The 17,515-nt window shown below is 71.7% G+C and carries 15 protein-coding genes; 6 read left to right on the plus strand and 9 right to left on the minus strand.

The annotated features are described in order from the left end of the window. Positions 1 to 217: 217 nt before the first annotated feature. From mfd to J1M64_RS20030, 4 genes are all read left to right on the plus strand, one after another. Positions 218 to 3,886 (plus strand): transcription-repair coupling factor, encoded by a 3,669-nt coding sequence (gene mfd, locus J1M64_RS17580; protein WP_206474968.1) that lies wholly within the window; start codon positions 218 to 220, stop codon positions 3,884 to 3,886. Continuing rightward, positions 3,883 to 4,788, plus strand: coding sequence for a MazG nucleotide pyrophosphohydrolase domain-containing protein (locus J1M64_RS17585; protein ID WP_206474969.1), 906 nt, complete (start codon positions 3,883 to 3,885; stop codon positions 4,786 to 4,788). Before mfd ends, J1M64_RS17585 begins: the two co-directional genes overlap by 4 nt. Before the next feature lie 480 nt (positions 4,789 to 5,268). Then, positions 5,269 to 7,002, plus strand: coding sequence for a sodium:solute symporter family protein (locus J1M64_RS17590; RefSeq protein ID WP_206474970.1), 1,734 nt, complete (start codon positions 5,269 to 5,271; stop codon positions 7,000 to 7,002). A gap of 18 nt (positions 7,003 to 7,020) precedes the next feature. After that, complete coding sequence (locus tag J1M64_RS20030) at positions 7,021 to 7,152, plus strand: putative transporter small subunit (RefSeq protein ID WP_096907137.1); 132 nt, start codon at positions 7,021 to 7,023, stop codon at positions 7,150 to 7,152. A gap of 152 nt (positions 7,153 to 7,304) precedes the next feature. Here the strand turns inward: J1M64_RS20030 and J1M64_RS17595 are convergent, their stop codons facing one another. The 9 genes from J1M64_RS17595 to J1M64_RS17635 all read right to left on the minus strand — a co-directional run bounded on the left by J1M64_RS17595 (position 7,305) and on the right by J1M64_RS17635 (position 15,899). Continuing rightward, positions 7,305 to 8,627, minus strand: coding sequence for an alpha-hydroxy-acid oxidizing protein (locus J1M64_RS17595; protein WP_206474971.1), 1,323 nt, complete (start codon positions 8,625 to 8,627; stop codon positions 7,305 to 7,307). A 58-nt stretch (positions 8,628 to 8,685) separates the two neighbouring features. Next, a complete protein-coding gene (locus J1M64_RS17600) occupies positions 8,686 to 9,324 on the minus strand; it encodes a GNAT family N-acetyltransferase (RefSeq protein WP_163376042.1) in 639 nt (212 codons plus the stop codon). A gap of 44 nt (positions 9,325 to 9,368) precedes the next feature. Beyond that, positions 9,369 to 10,046, minus strand: coding sequence for a CueP family metal-binding protein (locus tag J1M64_RS17605; RefSeq protein WP_206474972.1), 678 nt, complete (start codon positions 10,044 to 10,046; stop codon positions 9,369 to 9,371). A gap of 59 nt (positions 10,047 to 10,105) precedes the next feature. Then, complete coding sequence (locus J1M64_RS17610; RefSeq protein WP_206474973.1) at positions 10,106 to 10,795, minus strand: DUF305 domain-containing protein; 690 nt, start codon at positions 10,793 to 10,795, stop codon at positions 10,106 to 10,108. 35 nt (positions 10,796 to 10,830) lie between these two features. Further along, entirely contained in the window at positions 10,831 to 11,271 is a 441-nt protein-coding gene (locus tag J1M64_RS17615) for a hypothetical protein (RefSeq protein ID WP_206474974.1), read from the minus strand. Next, positions 11,268 to 11,966 (minus strand): hypothetical protein, encoded by a 699-nt coding sequence (locus J1M64_RS17620; protein ID WP_241261670.1) that lies wholly within the window; start codon positions 11,964 to 11,966, stop codon positions 11,268 to 11,270. Before J1M64_RS17620 ends, J1M64_RS17615 begins: the two co-directional genes overlap by 4 nt. A gap of 71 nt (positions 11,967 to 12,037) precedes the next feature. Further along, positions 12,038 to 14,047, minus strand: coding sequence for a cation-translocating P-type ATPase (locus J1M64_RS17625; protein WP_206474975.1), 2,010 nt, complete (start codon positions 14,045 to 14,047; stop codon positions 12,038 to 12,040). Beyond that, positions 14,044 to 14,442, minus strand: coding sequence for a helix-turn-helix transcriptional regulator (locus J1M64_RS17630; RefSeq protein WP_206474976.1), 399 nt, complete (start codon positions 14,440 to 14,442; stop codon positions 14,044 to 14,046). Before J1M64_RS17630 ends, J1M64_RS17625 begins: the two co-directional genes overlap by 4 nt. Before the next feature lie 227 nt (positions 14,443 to 14,669). Further along, positions 14,670 to 15,899 (minus strand): oxygenase MpaB family protein, encoded by a 1,230-nt coding sequence (locus tag J1M64_RS17635; protein WP_206474977.1) that lies wholly within the window; start codon positions 15,897 to 15,899, stop codon positions 14,670 to 14,672. 45 nt (positions 15,900 to 15,944) lie between these two features. Here J1M64_RS17635 and J1M64_RS17640 point away from each other — a divergent pair, with 45 nt between their 5' ends. Together J1M64_RS17640 and J1M64_RS17645 are read left to right on the plus strand one after the other, a co-directional pair. After that, complete coding sequence (locus J1M64_RS17640) at positions 15,945 to 16,538, plus strand: TetR/AcrR family transcriptional regulator (protein WP_241261671.1); 594 nt, start codon at positions 15,945 to 15,947, stop codon at positions 16,536 to 16,538. 124 nt (positions 16,539 to 16,662) lie between these two features. Then, positions 16,663 to 17,412: a lytic transglycosylase domain-containing protein gene (locus J1M64_RS17645; RefSeq protein ID WP_206474978.1), complete on the plus strand. Its 750-nt coding sequence runs from the start codon at positions 16,663 to 16,665 to the stop codon at positions 17,410 to 17,412. The last annotated feature ends 103 nt before the right edge of the window (positions 17,413 to 17,515 follow it).

Consider the following 17,515-nt stretch of genomic DNA (forward strand, 5'->3'; position numbering starts at 1 on the left):
ACGAAACATTGCGACCGACGCCGCCACCCGGGGGTGGCACTGAGGCGGCTCTGCGCCACGACCGGGTGCGGCACCGTGGCGGCACCACGGGGGTCCTGAGGCTGCTCCGCGCAGCCCGTGGAGTCGCCCCCGCGCTCCGGCGCCGGATGCCGATTACACTGGTGCTTTCCGTGCGGCCACGTCCGCCGCGCCCACCCCACCTGGAGGACTCACACGCGTGACCACCACTGTCAGCAGCCCCACCACCGCCGCGCTGTCCGGTCTGGCCGGTGCGGTCCTGGCCAACCCGGCGCTGGCCGACCTGCGCGACGGTCTGGAACGCGACGCGGCGGTGGTCCGCGCGCCCGAGGCGCTGCGGCCGTTCCTCGTCGCCGCCGTGGCGCAGCGTGCCCCGTTGTTGGTGGTGACGGCTACGGAACGCGAGTGCGAAGAACTGGCCGACGAGCTGTCGGGGTTGTACGACGACGAGGTGGCGCAGTTCCCGAGCTGGGAGACCTTGCCGCACGAGCGTCTCTCGCCGGCGGCGGACACGATCGGTCGCCGGCTCGAGGTGCTGAACTCGGTGTTGTCGGGGCGGCCCCCGGGGATCGTCGTGGCGGCGGCGCGGTCGGTGGTGCAGCCGATCTCGCCCGGCGCGGCCCGCCGGGAGCCGGTGCGGCTGGCCAGGGGCGCCGAGCTTGACCCCACCGACCTCATGGTTCGGCTGGCCGAGTTCGCGTACCTGCGTGAGGACATGGTCGCCCGGCGCGGGGACGTGGCGGTGCGCGGCGGCATCGTGGACGTCTTCCCGACCACCGCCGACCACCCGCTGCGCATCGAGTTCGACGGGGACACCATCGCCGAGATCCGTGAGTTCTCCGTGGCCGACCAGCGCTCCCTGCCCGACGGCGAGGTGGAGTCCGCGGTGCTGTTCCCGTGCCGCGAGCTCCTGCTGGACGACGCCGTGCGGGCCAGAGCGGGGGAGCTTGCGGCCGAGCACCGTGCCAACCCGACGCTCGCCGAGCTGCTGGACTCGCTGGCCGAGGGCATCCCGCGCGACGGCATGGAGGCCCTGACCTCGGTGCTCGTTCCGGAGGACATGACGACCCTGCCGATGCTCATGCCCGCCGACACCCGCGTGGTGGTGTGCGATCCGGACAAGGTCCGCCGTCGCGCCGCCGACCTGGCCTCCGCCGGTCGGGAGTTCCTCGAGGCCTCGTGGACCGCGGCCACCATGGGCGGCGACGCCCCCGTGGACAGCGAGACGCTGGACCTGTCCGGCTCGGGCTACCGCACCTTCTCCGCCGTCCGCTCCGAGGCCACCGAGGCGGGCCGCGCGTGGTGGCAGCTCGTCCCGCCCGGGTTCCTCACCGACCCCGAGGACGGCGCGGTCATCACCGTCCCCGCCGGCGACCCGCCCGCCCCGCGCGGCAAGGACTCCGAGATGGAGGCCATGTTCGTCCGGCTCCGCGCGCTCGTCGGCGGCGGCGGCCGGGCCGCGATGGTCGTGCCCGGTCACGGCACCGTCGCCCGCATCCTGGAACGCCTGTCCGAGGCCGAGGTCCCCGCCACGGCCGCGACGGCGGGATCCGAGCCCGCCTCCGGACTCGTGTCGGTCTACGAGGCCGTCCTGCACGGCGGGTTCTCGCTCACCACCGGCGCTGGCGCCGCCGGGGTGGCCGATGACCTCGTCGTCGTCTCCGAAACGGACCTCACCGGCAACCGCCTCGGCTCCACCACCCGCCCCAAGGCGCGCCACTCCAAGCGCCGCAACCAGGTCGACCCGCTGGCTCTGAAGGCCGGCGACTGGGTGGTGCACGACCAGCACGGCATCGGCAAGTTCGTGGAGATGGTCGAGCGGCAGGTGCGCGGCGGCGACGGCTCCTCACGGCGCGAATACCTGGTCATCGAGTACGCGCCCGGCAAGCGCGGCGCGGCCGGGGACCGGCTCTACGTGCCCATGGAGTCGCTCGGGCAGCTCAGCCGCTACGTCGGCGGCGAAGCCCCGACGCTGTCCAAGATGGGCGGCGCCGACTGGCAGAACACCAAGCGCAAGGCCCGGAAGGCCGTCCGCGAGATCGCGACCGAGCTGGTCCAGCTGTACGCCAAGCGGCAGTCCGCGCCCGGGCGCGCCTTCGGCCCCGACACCCCGTGGCAGCGCGAGATGGAGGACGCGTTCCCCTTCACCGAGACCGTCGACCAGCTCACGGCGATCGAGGACGTCAAGGGCGACATGGAGAAGACCGCCCCCATGGACCGCGTGGTGGTGGGCGACGTCGGCTACGGCAAGACCGAGGTCGCCGTGCGCGCCGCGTTCAAGGCCGTGCAGGACGGCACCCAGGTCGCGGTGCTGGTGCCGACCACGCTGCTCGCGCAGCAGCACCTGGCCACGTTCGCCGAGCGGATGACCGGTTTCCCCGTGACGATCCGTGGACTGAGCCGTTTCACCTCCGACGCCGAGGCCAGGAAGATCCTCGCCGGGTTGGCGGACGGGACAGTGGACGTGGTGATCGGGACACACCGGCTGCTCGCCACGGGCGTGAGGTGGAAGAACCTCGGCCTGGTGATCGTGGACGAGGAGCAGCGCTTCGGCGTGGAGCACAAAGAGCACATCACGTCCCTGCGCACCCACGTCGACGTGCTCACCATGTCCGCCACCCCGATCCCGCGCACCCTGGAGATGTCGCTGGCCGGCATCCGCGAGATGAGCCAGATCCTCACCCCGCCCGAAGAGCGGCTGCCCGTGCTGACGTATGTGGGCGCGCACTCGGACAAGCACGTCGCCGCCGCCATCAGGCGCGAGCTGCTGCGCGAGGGGCAGATCTTCTACGTCCACAACCGCGTGCGGACCATCGACTCCACCGCCGCGAAGATCCGCGACCTGGTGCCCGAGGCGCGCGTCGTGGTGGCGCACGGGCAGATGGGGGAGGAGCAGCTCGAGCAGACGGTCGGCGGGTTCTGGAACCGCGACTACGACGTGCTGGTGTGTACGACCATCGTCGAGACCGGCCTGGACATCTCCAACGCCAACACGCTCATCGTGGACCGCTCCGACCAGCTGGGACTGTCGCAGATGCACCAGCTGCGCGGCCGCGTGGGCCGGTCGCGTGAGCGCGGGTACGCCTACTTCCTCTACGACCCGGAGAAGCCGCTCACCGAGACCGCGTACGACCGGCTCGCGACGATCGCGCAGAACAACGACCTCGGCGCCGGCATGGCCGTGGCGATGAAGGACCTCGAGCTGCGCGGCGCCGGCAACGTGCTGGGCGCGGAGCAGTCGGGGCACATCGCGGGCGTCGGGTTCGACCTCTACATCCGTCTCGTGGGCGAGGCGGTGGAGGCGTACCGCGCGGTGGCCGACGGGGAGAAGGTGGAGGTCGAGGAGGAAGTCGGCGAAATCCGCATCGAGTTGCCCGTCGACGCGTACATCCCGGTGGAGTACGTCGACGGCGACAGGCTGCGGCTGGAGGCGTACCGCAAGCTGTCGCAGGCTAGGGAGGCCGCCGATATCGACGCGGTGGTCGAGGAGCTGCTCGACCGCTACGGGCCGCTTCCCGCCGAGGCCCGCCGCGTGGTGTCCGTCTCGCGGCTGCGGTTGGTCGCGCAGAAGTACCGGGTCCGCGAGATCGTCCTGGCCGGCTCGCGCCTGCGCGTGGGCCCGCTCGACCTGCTGGACTCGCAGCAGATGCGCCTCAAGCGCATGTACCCGGCCGCGCAGTACCGGGCCACGCAGAAGACCGTGCTGCTCCCGCTGCCCAAGGCCGCCGGCGCGCGTGCGGGTGCCGGTGGGGAGAAGGCACGCGACGACGAGATGCTGCAGTACGCCGCCGACTTCCTCACGGCGATGGCCGGGGATCCGGAGGGGTCGAACCCGGTGATCCAGCCGGAGACGGTGCCCGCGCGATGAGCCCGGGCGGCGGGCGGCCCGACTCAGACGCGGACCCCGGCGGCGCGGCGCGCGGCCACAGTGGCCCCGGAAGCCCCGGCGGCGCCCGCGATCCCCGCCGAGAAGAGGATTTCGCACGAGTCCACTCGACCGATACGGGCGAAACCCTCTTCTCGACGGGCGGCGGCGACCGGCTGGCCGAAGCCGTCGAGGTGATGGTCCGCATCCGCCGCGACGGGGAGTGGGAGTCCGCCCAGACCCACGCCTCGCTCCTGCCGTATCTGCTCGAGGAGTCGTGGGAGCTGGTCGACGCAGTGGCAGACGGCGACCGTGACGAGCTGGTCTCCGAGCTCGGCGACCTGCTGCTCCAGGTGCTGTTCCACGCCGCGATCGGGGCCGAGCGGGACGAGTCGCCGTTCGACGTGCAGGACGTGGCCGGGGCGCTGCTCGACAAACTCCGACGCCGGGCACCGTACTGGTTCACCGACGGGCCCGGTCGTGGGCCCGGGGCCCTCGATGCCGCCGAGCAGGACCGACTGTGGCAGGAGGCCAAGGCCGCCGAGCGCGCCGGTCGCCCGCCGCGCGGTGTGGTCGAGGGGATCTCCTGGGATATGCCCGCGCTGGCACTGGGGCAGAAGGTGCTCGAGCGCGTCCGGTCGGCCGGGATCCCCGACGATCTCGTGCCCGATCGGATGCGGGTCGTCCACGTCGGTGCCGGGGGGTTGTTCCACGCCGCCGCCCACGCCGCCGACGAGGCCTCCGACGCCGACGGCTCCGGCTCGGCGGAGGTCGAGTACCGACGGGTGGTCCGCGAGTTCGCCGAGACCGTCAGCGCCGCGGAGTCGCGGCTGCCCGTGCCCGCGGCCGAGGCCAGCGCTGACGACTGGCGCGCCGCCTGGCCCCACCGCACCGGCCAGTACTGATCCACACCTCGGGACCACCCGCCTTCCGGCCGCCGCCGGCCAGCCCGCCGCCGACCCGCCCACGGGTGCGTCCGGCCGATGGGTGGTCCTCGCAGTCACCTGCTGAGGGATATGACACCACTCTTAAGTTGACGGCACTCCGTTCGTTGAGCGCACACTCGCCGGGGTCGACTGCTGCCGCTTGATCCTGGGCCGTCAGCGCAGGCAGGCGCCGCAATTTTTGCGTCCGACCGCAACATTCTGGGTGTCGCTGATCTGGCAACGTTCATCCACAACATTCCCTGAGCGTCGGCCTCGCCAAAGGGGGACGTTTGGGGTTTTCCTCCATCTTGTGGCCGGGTCGCAGGCCGTCGAACGGTCGGGAGCGGGCTCCATTTTGGACCTCCCGACAATGCCTCTCACCTTGGCGATTCTCAGTTTCCCGTCAGGGTTCTCTATGCTGGGCCCGTTGTTCTGACAATAAAAGAGAGAAAGGCAGATATGGATTTGCTCGGCTCTCCCGCGCTGAGTGCGACTGCGCTTGTATTGCTACTGCTGCTGTTCTACGGCGGCACCATGGTCATGTCCATGCGGATCGCGCGCAAGGACGAGAACGCTGACAACTACATGACGGCCGGTCACCGGATCGGATTCGGCATTTCGGCGGCGTCGATGACGGCCACCTGGATCTGGGCCTCGTCGATGTACGCCTCGGTCAACTCCGGCTACCTCTACGGGGTGTCGGGACCGATCCACTACGGGCTCTGGGGTGCCCTGATGATCCTGTTCATCTACCCCTTCGGCCGGCGCATCCGTAAGGTCGCGCCCCAGGCTCACACCCTGGCCGAGGTCATGTTCGCGCGCCACGGGCGCTCCTCCCAGCTGATGCTGGCCGGCTCCAACATCCTGGGCTCGGTCATCTCGCTGACGTCGAACTTCATCGCCGGTGGCGCCCTGATCGCGATGCTCAGCCCGTTCAGCTTCATGCAGGGCATCATCGTGATCGCCGCCGGTGTGCTGCTCTACACGCTGTGGTCCGGCTTCCGCGCCTCGGTGCTCACGGACTTCGCCCAGGTGCTGGCCATGCTCGGCGCGGTCATCATCATCGTTCCGTCGATGTTCTTCTTCCTCGGCGGCGTCGAGGTGTTCTCGAGCGGTGCGGCCAACCTCACCCCGCAGCAGAGCAACTTCTTCTCCTCGGACGCGTTCCTCAACCAGGGCGCGCCGTACATCGCGGCCGTGCTGGCCTACGCGATCGGCAACCAGACCATCGCCCAGCGACTGTTCGCGGTGCGCGAGGACCTGATCAAGCCGACGTTCATCACGGCGACGATCGGCTACGGCGCCACGATCATCGGCATCGGCATGGTGGGCGTGCTCGCCCTGTACGCGGGTATCGATCCCGTGGACGGCGACCCCAACAACATCCTGCCGCAGGTGGCCGCCGAGTACCTGCCGGGCGTCCTGGTCGCGGTGTTCTTCATCATGATCATCGGTTCGCTGTCGTCGACCGCGGACTCCGACCTGTCGGCCATGTCGTCGATCGCCATGACCGACGTCTACGGACAGAGCCTGCGCAGCAAGGGCAAGGTCCCCAACCCGCGCACGATGCTCATCGTGGGCCGGCTCACGATGGTCGTCGCCACCGCTGCGGCGCTGGTGTTCGCCAACATCCGCTTCAACATCCTCGACCTGTTGGTCTTCGTGGGTGCACTCTGGGGCGCCCTGGTGTTCCCGGTGATCGCGAGCTTCTACTGGAAGAAGGTCACCAACATGGCCTTCACCGTGTCCGTGCTCGCGGCGCTGGCGGTGTTCCTGCCGACCCGTTTCGGTGCCATCCCGGACAGCGGGCTGCTCGCCTACGGCATCGAGGCGCTGGCGGTGGTCGGCGTGGGCGTGGTGCTCGGGCTGATGGTCTTCGGGTTCTTCGGCCTGCGCCCGGCGCTGGTCGTCGGCGCGATCGCAGCCCTGGGCAGTGCGCCGTTCGTCTTCGGCTTCCTGCGTGACTACGACACCCTGACCGCTTCGCTCGTGGCGTACGCGGTGAGCACGATCGTCTGTGCCGCGATGTCCTTCCGTAGCTCGATGGACTTTGACTTCGCCAAGATCGCCGCCCGCACCGCCGACTACGACACCGCCGAGTCGGCGGAGGCGCTCGAGGCCCAGTCCGACGACGACGGCCGCGACCAGAACGTCCGAACCGATGACGACGACGACGACCTCGTCCGCGTCTAGGAAGGAAGGCAGCTGACAATGACACCGATCCTTCTCACGATCTACGTCCTGATCTGGCCCGTCATCGTGGCCGGCGTCCTCGCCGTCCTCGTCCGTGGCTTCGTCAAGGAGGCCGCCGAGGCCAGGCGCGAAGGCGACCCGATCATCTAGGTCGCCACAGAGCTGGCACGTTGCAGAGCTGGCCCGCCACAGAGCTGGCCCGTTGCAGAGCAGAGCCCCCGGTAGGCAGTCGCCGACCGGGGGCTCTGCTCATGCCCGAACCACGACCGCGCCGAGAGCGAGCCCCGGACCGGGCGCGAGTCTCAGGCCAGGAGTGAGGCGTCGACCTCGTCCCACGAGCTGGCGCCGCTCAGCGACATGGTGAGGTCGATCTCGGCGAGCAGGTTGTCGAGCACCTCGCCGACGCCGTGTTCGCCGGCGATGGCCAGGCCGTAGACGTGGGGCCGGCCGATCGTCACCGCGTTCGCGCCGCACGCCATGGCCTTGACGACGTCGGTGCCGTTGCGGACGCCCGAGTCGAGCAGCAGTGTCGGCTCCGGGCCGACCGCCTCGCGGATCGCCACGAGGGCGTCGAGGGTGCCGATCGACCCGTCGACCTGGCGGCCGCCGTGGTTGGACACCATGACCGCGTCGACACCGGCATCGAACGCCTGCCGGGCGTCATCGGGGTGCAGGACGCCCTTGAGGACGATCGGCAGCCTCGTCCGGTCCCGCAGGGTCGCCAGGTGGTCCCAGCTCAGTGCCGGGTTGGAGAACGTGTCGAGGAACGTCTGCACGGCGGCACGGGTCTCGGGGGCGCGCAGGTTCTCCCGCGTCGAACCCGGGTGGTTGCGCGCCATCTCGAGCAGCGTCAGCGCCGCCTGCGGGGTGACCTTGACGGCATCGGCGTCCGCGCTGGCGCCCGCCGCGGCCTCGCGGTCGACCCGCTCGGCGACCAACTGCCGGAAGCGCGGGTCCGAGGTGTACTGCGCTATCCCGACGCCGCGGGTGAACGGCAGCGAACCGAGGTCGAGGTCCCACGGCCGCCAGCCCAGCGTGGTGGTGTCGAGGGTGACGACCAGGGCGCCGGCGTCGATCGCCTCGGCGCGGGCGATGAAGCTGTCGACCAGCTGCTCGTCGCTGCTCCAGTACAGCTGGAACCAGCGGGGGCTGTCCTGCATCGCGGCGGCCGTCGCCTCCATGGGCGAGGAGCCCTGCGAGGAGAAGATGTACGGCAGTCCGCGCCGGGCGGCGGCCCGGCCGACCATGACGTCGGCGTCGCGACGAATGAGTCCGGCGGCGCCGATCGGGGCCACCAGGACGGGCGCGGGGAGCGTCTGCCCGAGCACCGTGGTGGAGATGTCGCGCCGGGAGGTGTTGCGGAGCATGCGCGGCACCAGTCGCCGGCGGTCGAAGGCCTCGCGGTTGGCGGCCATCGTCTGCCCCGAGCCGGCGCCTCCGTAGACGTAGGCCCAGGCCTTTTTGCCGCCGGGTCGTCGCAGGAGCGCGCGCCGGGCGGCGGCTTCGAGCTTCTCGGCGCCGGTCGGTACCGCGGGGGTGATCCCGGAGACTCCGGAGCGGTAGATGATGTTCTGGCGCGCGCGGCCGAGGGTGTCTGTGATGGGGGTCACGAAGTCTGCCGTCATAGCCGTGAGCGTACTGAGGCCTTCGTCGCGTGCGCGGAGGAGGTGCTGCCCGGCGGGTCTACTCCGCGCGTCCGTCGGGCCGGTCGGACCGGTCCGCGCTGTCGACGGGCCGACGGACCATGGCGGTCGAGGACTGACCGGGCAGCGTCGGCACGGAGCCCACTGCCTCGAACCCGAACCGCTCGTAGAGGCGACGGCTCGCCGGGGTGGTGGATTCGAGGAACGCCAGCGGGTTCGCGGAGTGGTCGACGACCCTCAGGCGGTGCTCCAGCAGTGCCGATCCGACGCCCTTGCCGCGGGCTCGGGGACCGGTGCCGATGTCGCGGATGTACCAGTGCGGTTCGGTGGGCCGGTAGGCCTCGATCTGGAGGGTGTGCCGGGCACCGCGGCCCAGGGGGAGCCGGCCCAGCGTCCACAGGGCCGCACCGGAGATCGCTCGCCGGGCGGTCCCCAGAGCGCCGGGGGCGGCAGGGGGCTGCCACAGGACCGCTCCGACGACACGGCCGTCGTCCATCGCGACGTCGACCCACTGGGGGTGTCGCCGCACCCGGCGGAGGTAGTACGAGGTGAGTTTGGTGTGCCGGGTCTCGTCCTCGGGCAGCGTGACCGACCATGCGGGGTCGTCGCGGAACGCGTCGCTGAGGATGCGGGCGATCGCGGGCGCGTCGGCACGCGTGGCGGTTCGGACGGTGACCATGGGCGGGCTCCTGGCGGGTGCGGGTCGGGTGCGGCGTCGGGCTCTTACGTCAGGTGCGCCGTGGTCAGACAGGTGAGGTCGTCGTCGCCGGTGGCGATCGGCACCGTCGAGGACTTTCCGTCGTGCTCGACGGTGAGGGTGCCGGTGAGGTCGCGGGGGAGCCACAGGCCGACGAACCCGTTGTCGTAGGCCGTGCGGGTCTCGTCGAGGACCGTCTGCCCCGCCTCGTCGGTCACGGTGATGTCGACGGGCTCGCCGGCCATCTCGCCGAGGCAGGTGGTCAGACTGTGGAAGAGACAGTCGTGGGTCTGGTCCTCGTAGGGCGCGACGGCGAGGTAGAACTGCTCGTCCGGCATCGGCAGGGTCGCGATGGAGCCGCCGGCGGTGTCGGTGAGGACGAGCTCGGTCGGCTGGACCGAGGCGAGGAGGGTGGCGGGGCGCTCGGCGACGGGCATGGTGTCGAGGTGCTCGATCACCCCGCGGGCGTCCATATCGGCCAGCCCGTACCGGTCGAGGACCTCGGTCGCCGCGGCCTGTCTCGACTCGCTCTGGTTCTGTCCGCTTTGGACTTGTCCGCCCTGGTTCTGCGCGCTCTGGTTTTGCCCGCTGGGGCTCTGGTCCGCCTGGCCGGGTTGGGTGGCGCCGCAGGCGGTGAGGGTGAGCCAGCTCGCGGTGAGGGCCGCGGCCAGGGCCCGGCGACGGAGTCGAGGGGTGGTGGTCATTGCTGGGCGGGCTCCTTGTCGGGTATCACGCTGTCGGGTGTCACGTGGCCTGTCAGGCCTCACATCTCGGCGAGCATCTCACGCATCCGCGCGATCTCCTGCTGCTGGGTGTCGATGATCGACCGGGCCAGGTCGACGGTCGGCTGATAGGTGCCGTCCGCCACCTCCCCCTGTGCCATGTCGATGGCGCCCTCGTGGTGGGCGATCATCTGCTCCAGGTAGAACCGCGCGGCGTCGGTGCCCTCGGCGTCGAACAACTGCTGGAGCTCGTCGGCGGAGAGCATGCCGTCCATCATCGACATGTCGTTGCCCATCACGGGCATGCCGCCGCCGCCGTGACCTCGGTGGCCGTCGCGCGGGCCGGGCGGTTGTCCCCACTGGTCGAGCCAGGCCGTCATCTGATCGATCTCGGGAGCCTGTTCGGCCTTGATCTTCTCGGCGAGGGCGGTGATGTCGGCGGGGATGTCGGATTTGGCCAGGATGATGTCGCTCATCTCGATCGCCTGCTCATGGTGCGGGATCATCATCCGCACGAACATGACATCGGCGGCCGAGCGCTCACCCTCATCGGCGGGAGCGTCGGCGCCGGGCTCGGGCGGGGCGTTCGTGCCGGGCTCCGCGCTGGCGTCGGCGGAGGTGCCGGCCGGGTCAGTCGCGGTCGCGGTGTCGTCTCCGCCTCCGGCGCAGGCGGTCAGGGCCAGCGCGGACGCGGTCACGGCGGCGGAGACCAAGAGCTTCGTGCGGGTCATGGCGGGTGTCCTCTCCTCGGGGATCGGGACCGTGCTCAGCCCAGGGTATGCAGAATCGCGAGTCCGAGCGCCCCGCACGCCGCGGCGACGAGAAGTGAGGCGAGCGTGCCGATGATGAACCGCTCGCTCACCGCGGGGTTCTCGCGGATCTCGGGGTATCGGCCGAGGGCCTTGATGGCCACGACCACCGCGGCGAGCTCGAAGCGCCCGGCGAGGATGGCCGCGGTGAGTCCGACGCGTTCGAGGATCCCGATCCACATCCCCCCGCGCAGGACCTCGCGGACAGCTGGGGCGGGGTCGTCGCGTCGGCGCATCACCGGGGTCCGCGCGTCGCCGCTGACCTCGATGGTCGGGGGTTCGGGGACCCGCGCCGAGCGCAGGACGAGCGACGCGATGGGCGAGCCGAGCGCGGCGGAGGCGATCAGGCTCAGCGTCACGACGATCGCGACGAGGATCCAGTCGGGCCAGCTGCTCATCGGTCGGCCTTCCCACGCCCGCCGTCCGCGGCCTTCCCGCGCTGGCCGCTCGCCGGGCTGCCGGCCCCGCCCACGGCCGCGTCGTGCGCGCCCGCGAGCAGCCGGTCGAGCACCGGGTACGCGGCGCGCTCCTCGCGGATCTGCGACAGCCGCAGTGCCCCGGTGACCGAGGCGGGCGTGATGCCCAGCTCCTCGGCGGCGGCGACCTGGGTGGGGGAGCGGTCGACGGCGTCCACCACCCGCCACTGCGCCTCGGTGCGCCCGAGCACGAGTGGCGCGAGCAGTGCCCATACCGCCTCGCAGTCGGCGGCCCACGCCGTCGCCGAGCCGCGGTCGTCCTGCGATCCGGGGTCGCCCGACACCCGTATGGCCACCGAGCCGGGGAGGCCCTTCGCGGCGTCGACGGCGTCGCGGGCGGCGAGGTAGGCGTCCCCGCGACCGGCCCTGGTCCCGGAGGAGTAGGACTCGTCGTCGACGTCTCCCGCCCCGACACCGCAGTGCCATTCACCTTCGCGCAGGGCGACGAGCAGCGCCGACCGCACCGCGGCAGGGTCGTCGAGCAGGCCCTGGACCTCGTCTCCGGCCGTGCGCTCGAACGCGGCCGCGGCCGGGATGTCCGCCAGGGCGTCGATCAGGGCGGGTACCCGGTCGGCGCTGCTGCGGCTGCGGCGTTGGTCGATGGTCACCACGTACATGAGGCGATCGTGCCACACACCGCCGACATAAGGTGAAAACACCTAAAACCGACAAATTAGCCGTTATCGGCTCATTTGGCGATCTGAGGCGTTCGAGCCTCACGCACGCGCGCCGTCTCCGCAGGTGTCGAGGGGATCCGCGCCGCCCGCAGCCCGTTGAGGATCACGATGACCTCGGCGATCTCGTGGACCAGGACCACCGCGGCGAGCCCGAGAACTCCGGTGATCGCCAGTGGGACCAGGGTCGTGATGAGGATCAGCGAGAGGACGATGTTCTGGTTGATGATCCGGCTGCCCCGGCGGGCATGCGCGAGGGCTCGGGGGAGTAAGCGCAGGTCGGTGCCGGTGAAGGCCACGTCCGCGGACTCGATGGCGGCGTCGGATCCGGTCGCGCCCATCGCGATGCCGACGTCCGCGGTGGCCAGTGCCGGGGCGTCGTTGATGCCGTCGCCGATCATCGCCGTGGGCCGGGTGCGGGCGAGCTCGGCGATCGCGTCGGCCTTGTCGCCGGGCGAGAGGTCGGCGCGGATGTCACCGATGCCGGCCTGCGCGCCGAGAGCGGCCGCGGTGCGCGGGTTGTCGCCGGTCAGCATGCTCACGCCGATGTGGTAGTCGGCCAGGGTGGCGACGACGACGAGGACCTCCGGCCGCAGTTCGTCGCGGATGCCGATGGCGCCGATCGGGCGGCCGTCGCGGTGGACCACCACCACGGTCATGCCCTCGTGCTCCAGGGCCGTGATCTGCCCGGTGAGCTGTCCGGCGGCGAGCCGGCGTGGTGAGCCCACGGTGACGAGGTGGCCGTCGACGGTGCCGCAGATCCCGTGCCCGGCGGACTCCTCGACGTGCTCGGCGTCTGCGATTCCCGGCCCGGAGGCCCGCGGGTCTGCCGGGTCCTGCCGGGCGGCTCCGGCGAGGGCGGCGGAGGTGATGGCGGCCGCCAGCGGGTGGGTGCTGTGGCGCTCGACGGCCGCGGCCAGGGACAGCACCTCGGACTCGCTGGTGCCCGGGGTGGTGAGGACGCGGACGACCGAGGGCTCGTTGCGGGTGAGGGTCCCGGTCTTGTCCATCGCGAGGTGGCGGATGGTGCCGAGCCGTTCGAACGCCGCCCCGGACTTCACGACGACGCCGAACCGGCTGGCCGCGCCGATCGCGGAGACCACGGTGACGGGCACCGAGATCGCCAGGGCGCACGGCGAGGCAGCGACCAGGACGATCAACGCGCGGGTGATCCACAGTTCCGGGTCGCCGAGCAGTGAGCCGAGGCCCGCGACGAGCAGGGCCAGCACGAGGACCCCGGGGATCAGCGGGCGGGCGATCCGGTCGGCGAGGCGGGCCCGGTCGCCCTTTTCGGTCTGGGCGCGCTCGACGAGGCCGACGATCGTGGTGAGCGTGTTGTCGGTGCCCGGGGCGGTGGTGGTGAGGTCGAGGAGGCCGGAGGTGTTGATCGAACCGGCGAGGACGCGGTCGCCTGGTGAGACCTCGACGGGGATCGACTCGCCCGTGACCGCGGAGGCGTCGACGCTGCTGTGGCCGCGGGCAACGATCCCGTCGGTGGCGACGCGCTCGCCCGGGGCCACGACGAGCGTCTCGCCGGCACGGAGCTCGGCGGTGGGGATCTCGGTGGTGCGCGCCCCCCGGCGGACGGTGGCGGTGTCCGGGACCAGAGTCAGCAGGGAGCGCAGGCCGGAGCGGGCGCGGTCCATCGCCTTGTCCTCGAGCGCCTCGGCGATGGAGTAGAGGAAGGCCAGGGCGGCGGCCTCCTCGACGTAGCCGAGGATGACGGCGCCCACGGCGCTGATGGTCATGAGCAGCCCGATGCCGAGCCGGCCGCTGGTGAGCAGCCCGCGGATCGCACCCGGGGCGAACGTCGACCCGCCGAGGAGCAGGCCTATCCAGAACAGTGCCTGGCCGGCCGGTCCGGCCCCCGTCCCCTCTGCCCCCCACCACTCTGCCGCGAGGCCCGAGACGAACGCGACGCCGGACGCGGCCGGGATGAGGACCGCCGGGTCCCGCCACCACGGCCGGTCCCGGTCCTCGGGCTCGCCGGGCGTCGGTGCCTCGCAGCCGCACGCGGAGGTCATGACGCCCTCCCCGCCGAGGTGCCCGCCGCCGGCCGTGCCCCGGGCCGGGCACCGGGCGCACCGCCGCAGGTGGGGCAGTCGGAGACGACGCATCCGGCGTCGCTGTCCACGGCGAGCGTGACGTCGAGGAGCGCGGTGAGGGCCGCCTCGAGGTGGGGATCGGCGATCTCGTAGCGCATCTGCCGCCCCTCGGGCGCGGCCACGACGATCCCGCAGTCCCGCAGGCACCCGAGGTGGTTGGAGACGTTGGGCCGGGTCAGTTCGAGTTCGCGGGCGAGGTCGGCCGGGTACCGGGGCCCCTCGAGCAGGCACAGCAGGATCCGGGACCGGGTGGGGTCGGCCATCGCCCGGCCGAGCCGATGCATCACGTCGAGGCGGGTGGCACGCGTCAGCATGCGCTGAACTGTACAGCGCGCGCTGAACTGACGCTGAGCCACCAGGCGGCTGTCTGACCTCCTCGCCGCCATAGCCCGCCGACAAGAGGAATTCGTGCACCCGTCTCTCGGGCGATACGCGCGAAATCCTCTGCTCGGCAGGCTGGCAGCCAGGCAGGCAGGCAGGCGGGAGGGCAGGCGGGCGCGGGTCGGGGCGGTCGGGGCGGGCCCCTCGGGGGAGTCCGGCGTCAGGTGGTGGCGGGGCGGCCAATGTCGGGCCGGGAGTCGCCGAAGGTCTCCTTGCGCTCGCGGGCGCGGACCTTCTCGCCCCACGACTCGAGCCGGGCGCGGCCCCACGGCGTGCGGTAGCGCAGGGTGTTGAGCGGGACGAGGTAGGCGTGTGCCCACGGCGGGCGGACCGGCAGGCCGAACTCCCGCATCGATTCAGGGCCGAGCAGCACGGTGAGCATGCTCAACAGCCGCTCATGACCCACCCGGGCCCGCAGGCGGGGCAGCGGCCCGCTGCGGTGGCGGCGTCGTTGGGACTCCACCAGGGCCTGCGTGAGCTTCGGTCCGGCCTCGGAGATACCGGCCTGGGACAGCAGGATGTGGTAGTTGACGCGGTGGCGTTCGCGCTCACCCTCGACCAGGTAGTGGTCGGCCACGCCCATGAGCCAGCCGACGTAGCGCCACATGTGCATCACCGCGTCCGAGTCCTTGCGGCTCACCGGCACGCCCAGGGTGCGCACGCCGAGCAGGACCACGGCGTCGAAGAGGCCGAGGGTCGAGGCCAGGTCGCTCTGGTTGATGGGCAGGCCCCAGCGCTGGCTGTCCCAGCGCGGCTCCATGGCGTTGTTGACCACCGCGTGCATGGCCCGCACGTGACCGGTCAGTCGCCACGCTTCACCGCCCGGCCGCAGCCCGTCCGGGATGGACAGCGACATGGTCCAGTGGCTGGTCTCGGCCAGGCGGCGCAGCGTGGTCTCGCCGGTCAGGCCGCCGGTCGCCACCAGCAGGTCGGTGGGGCCGCCGAACCGGTAGCCGCCGATGAGGGACAGCTGTAGCAGGATGTCGGCGGCGTTCTGGCCGAGCCGCAGGTAGGCCTTCTGTCCTCGTTCGACCTTGTCCCAGTCGACCCAGTCCGGGGTGCCCTCGAGGTGCGCGATGTAGTCCCGCAGGATCTGAGGCGCGTCGTCGGGCAGGCCGGCCGAGCCGGAGTGCAGCGCCTCGTCGAGCTGGCGGCGGGTCACCGCGCCGGGCTCGCCGGACCGCAGCCGCATGGCGCGGGCGAGCTGATCGCCCAGATCGTCGCGTTCGAAGTAGTCGCGACCGATCCGGTCCATGAGCTTCTCGTCGAGGTGGCCCACGCCGGCGATCGGCTTGAGGGCGCGGCCGAGGCGACGGCCACGCTCCTCACCCTCGCGGAAGCGCTGGGGGTACGGCATTACGGATGCTGTCTTCTCGGGCGTAACGGTCATGCCATGACTATGACGCGAGTTTTTACTCGCATACAATTCGCGTTTATGAGAAGGGTGCCCAAGCAGGCGAGATCCCGCGCGATGGTGGAGCGGATCGTGGAGGCTGCTCGCGTTGTGCTCGTGCGCGACGGCTACGAGTCGTTCACCACCAACCGCGTCGCCGACGAGGCGGAGGTCAGCCCTGGCTCGCTGTACCAGTACTTCCCGGACAAATCCGCGCTGGTCGCGGTGGTCATGGACCGGTGGTCGGCGGAGATCTCGGACCGGGTCGCGGCATCGCTCTCGGCCACGGGCCCGGTCGACGTGAAGAGCCCGGCGACGGCCCGGTCGATCGCCGACGCCCTGCTCACCGCGCTCGAGGCCGACGCCGGACTGCTGCGCATCATGTGGGAGGAGCTGCCCGCAGTGCGGCACCGGGCGGCGCAGCACGCCCTGGAGCAGCGGGTTCGCGAACTCCTGGCGGTCTACCTCGCGGCCGCCGGCGCCACGAGCGGGGACCCGGCGGCCCGGGCGTGGGTGATCGTCATGGCGGTGGAGAACATCGCCGTGCGGTGGGTGCTGGATCGTCCCGCCATCAGCCGGGACGCGCTGCTCGACGAGCTCACCGCGCTGGCCGGGGGCTTCGGCGGGCGTGGCTGACCGCGGCGGGCCCGCCGCTTACCTCGGCGCCCGCGGCTGCCCGGACGCCCGCGGCGCCGGCCCGCCGGGAATCGGGGGATACCCCGACGCGCTGCCGGGCCCCGCTCGGGCAGACTTGAGCGCGATGCCCACCCTGACCCCCCGCGCCACCGCGAGTCTCGCGGGCCTGGTCGCCGTAGCCGTGTTGTCGTCGTCGTGTTCCTACGGGCCCACCCGCGAGGCGCGGACGCCCATCCCCCCGGGCATTCCGCCCGCCGCCGGCGCCCCGGTGCCGAGCGTCGACATCAACGCGCCCGGCCGCACCTCCGACCAGCTGCGCGAGTGGGCGGCGGGCCTCAACGAGCCGATGAATATCCCCGTCGCCGCGCTTGCTGCCTACGGCAACGCCGCCGAGACCATGCGGCAGACCCGGCCCGAGTGCAACCTCGCCTGGACGACGCTCGCCGGGATCGGGCACGTGGAGACGCGGCACGGCCGGTACCGCGGGGCGTCATTGAGTGACGACGGCTACGCGCTCCCGCCGATCATCGGCATCAAACTCGACGGCTCGCCCGGCTTCGCCGACATTCCCGACACCGACGGCGGCGAGCTGGACGGCGACACCGAGAACGACCGGGCCGTCGGGCCGATGCAGTTCATCCCCGAATCGTGGCGCAAGTACGGCGTCGACGCCGACGGCGACGGGCGCGCCGATCCGAACCAGATCGACGACGCCGCCGTGTCCGCCGCGCGCCTGCTGTGCACCAACGGGGGAGACCTCTCGCAGGCCGAGAATTGGCAGCGGGCCGTGCTCGCATACAACGCGTCGCGCGAGTACGTCATGGACGTGCGCGACGCGGCGGCCGCCTACTCGGTGGGGACGACCGCGCCGTAAGGCGGTTGCCGCGGCAGCGCGCGGACGAGGCCCGGGGAACGCCAGGGGCATGATGTCCGGCCGGGCCGGGCTTCAAGAGCCGGCGGGGCGGGTTGGCGCCGAT

This window comes from Dietzia sp. KRD202, from assembly GCF_017168155.1.
GTDB classification, from domain to species: Bacteria; Actinomycetota; Actinomycetes; order Mycobacteriales; family Mycobacteriaceae; genus Dietzia; species Dietzia kunjamensis.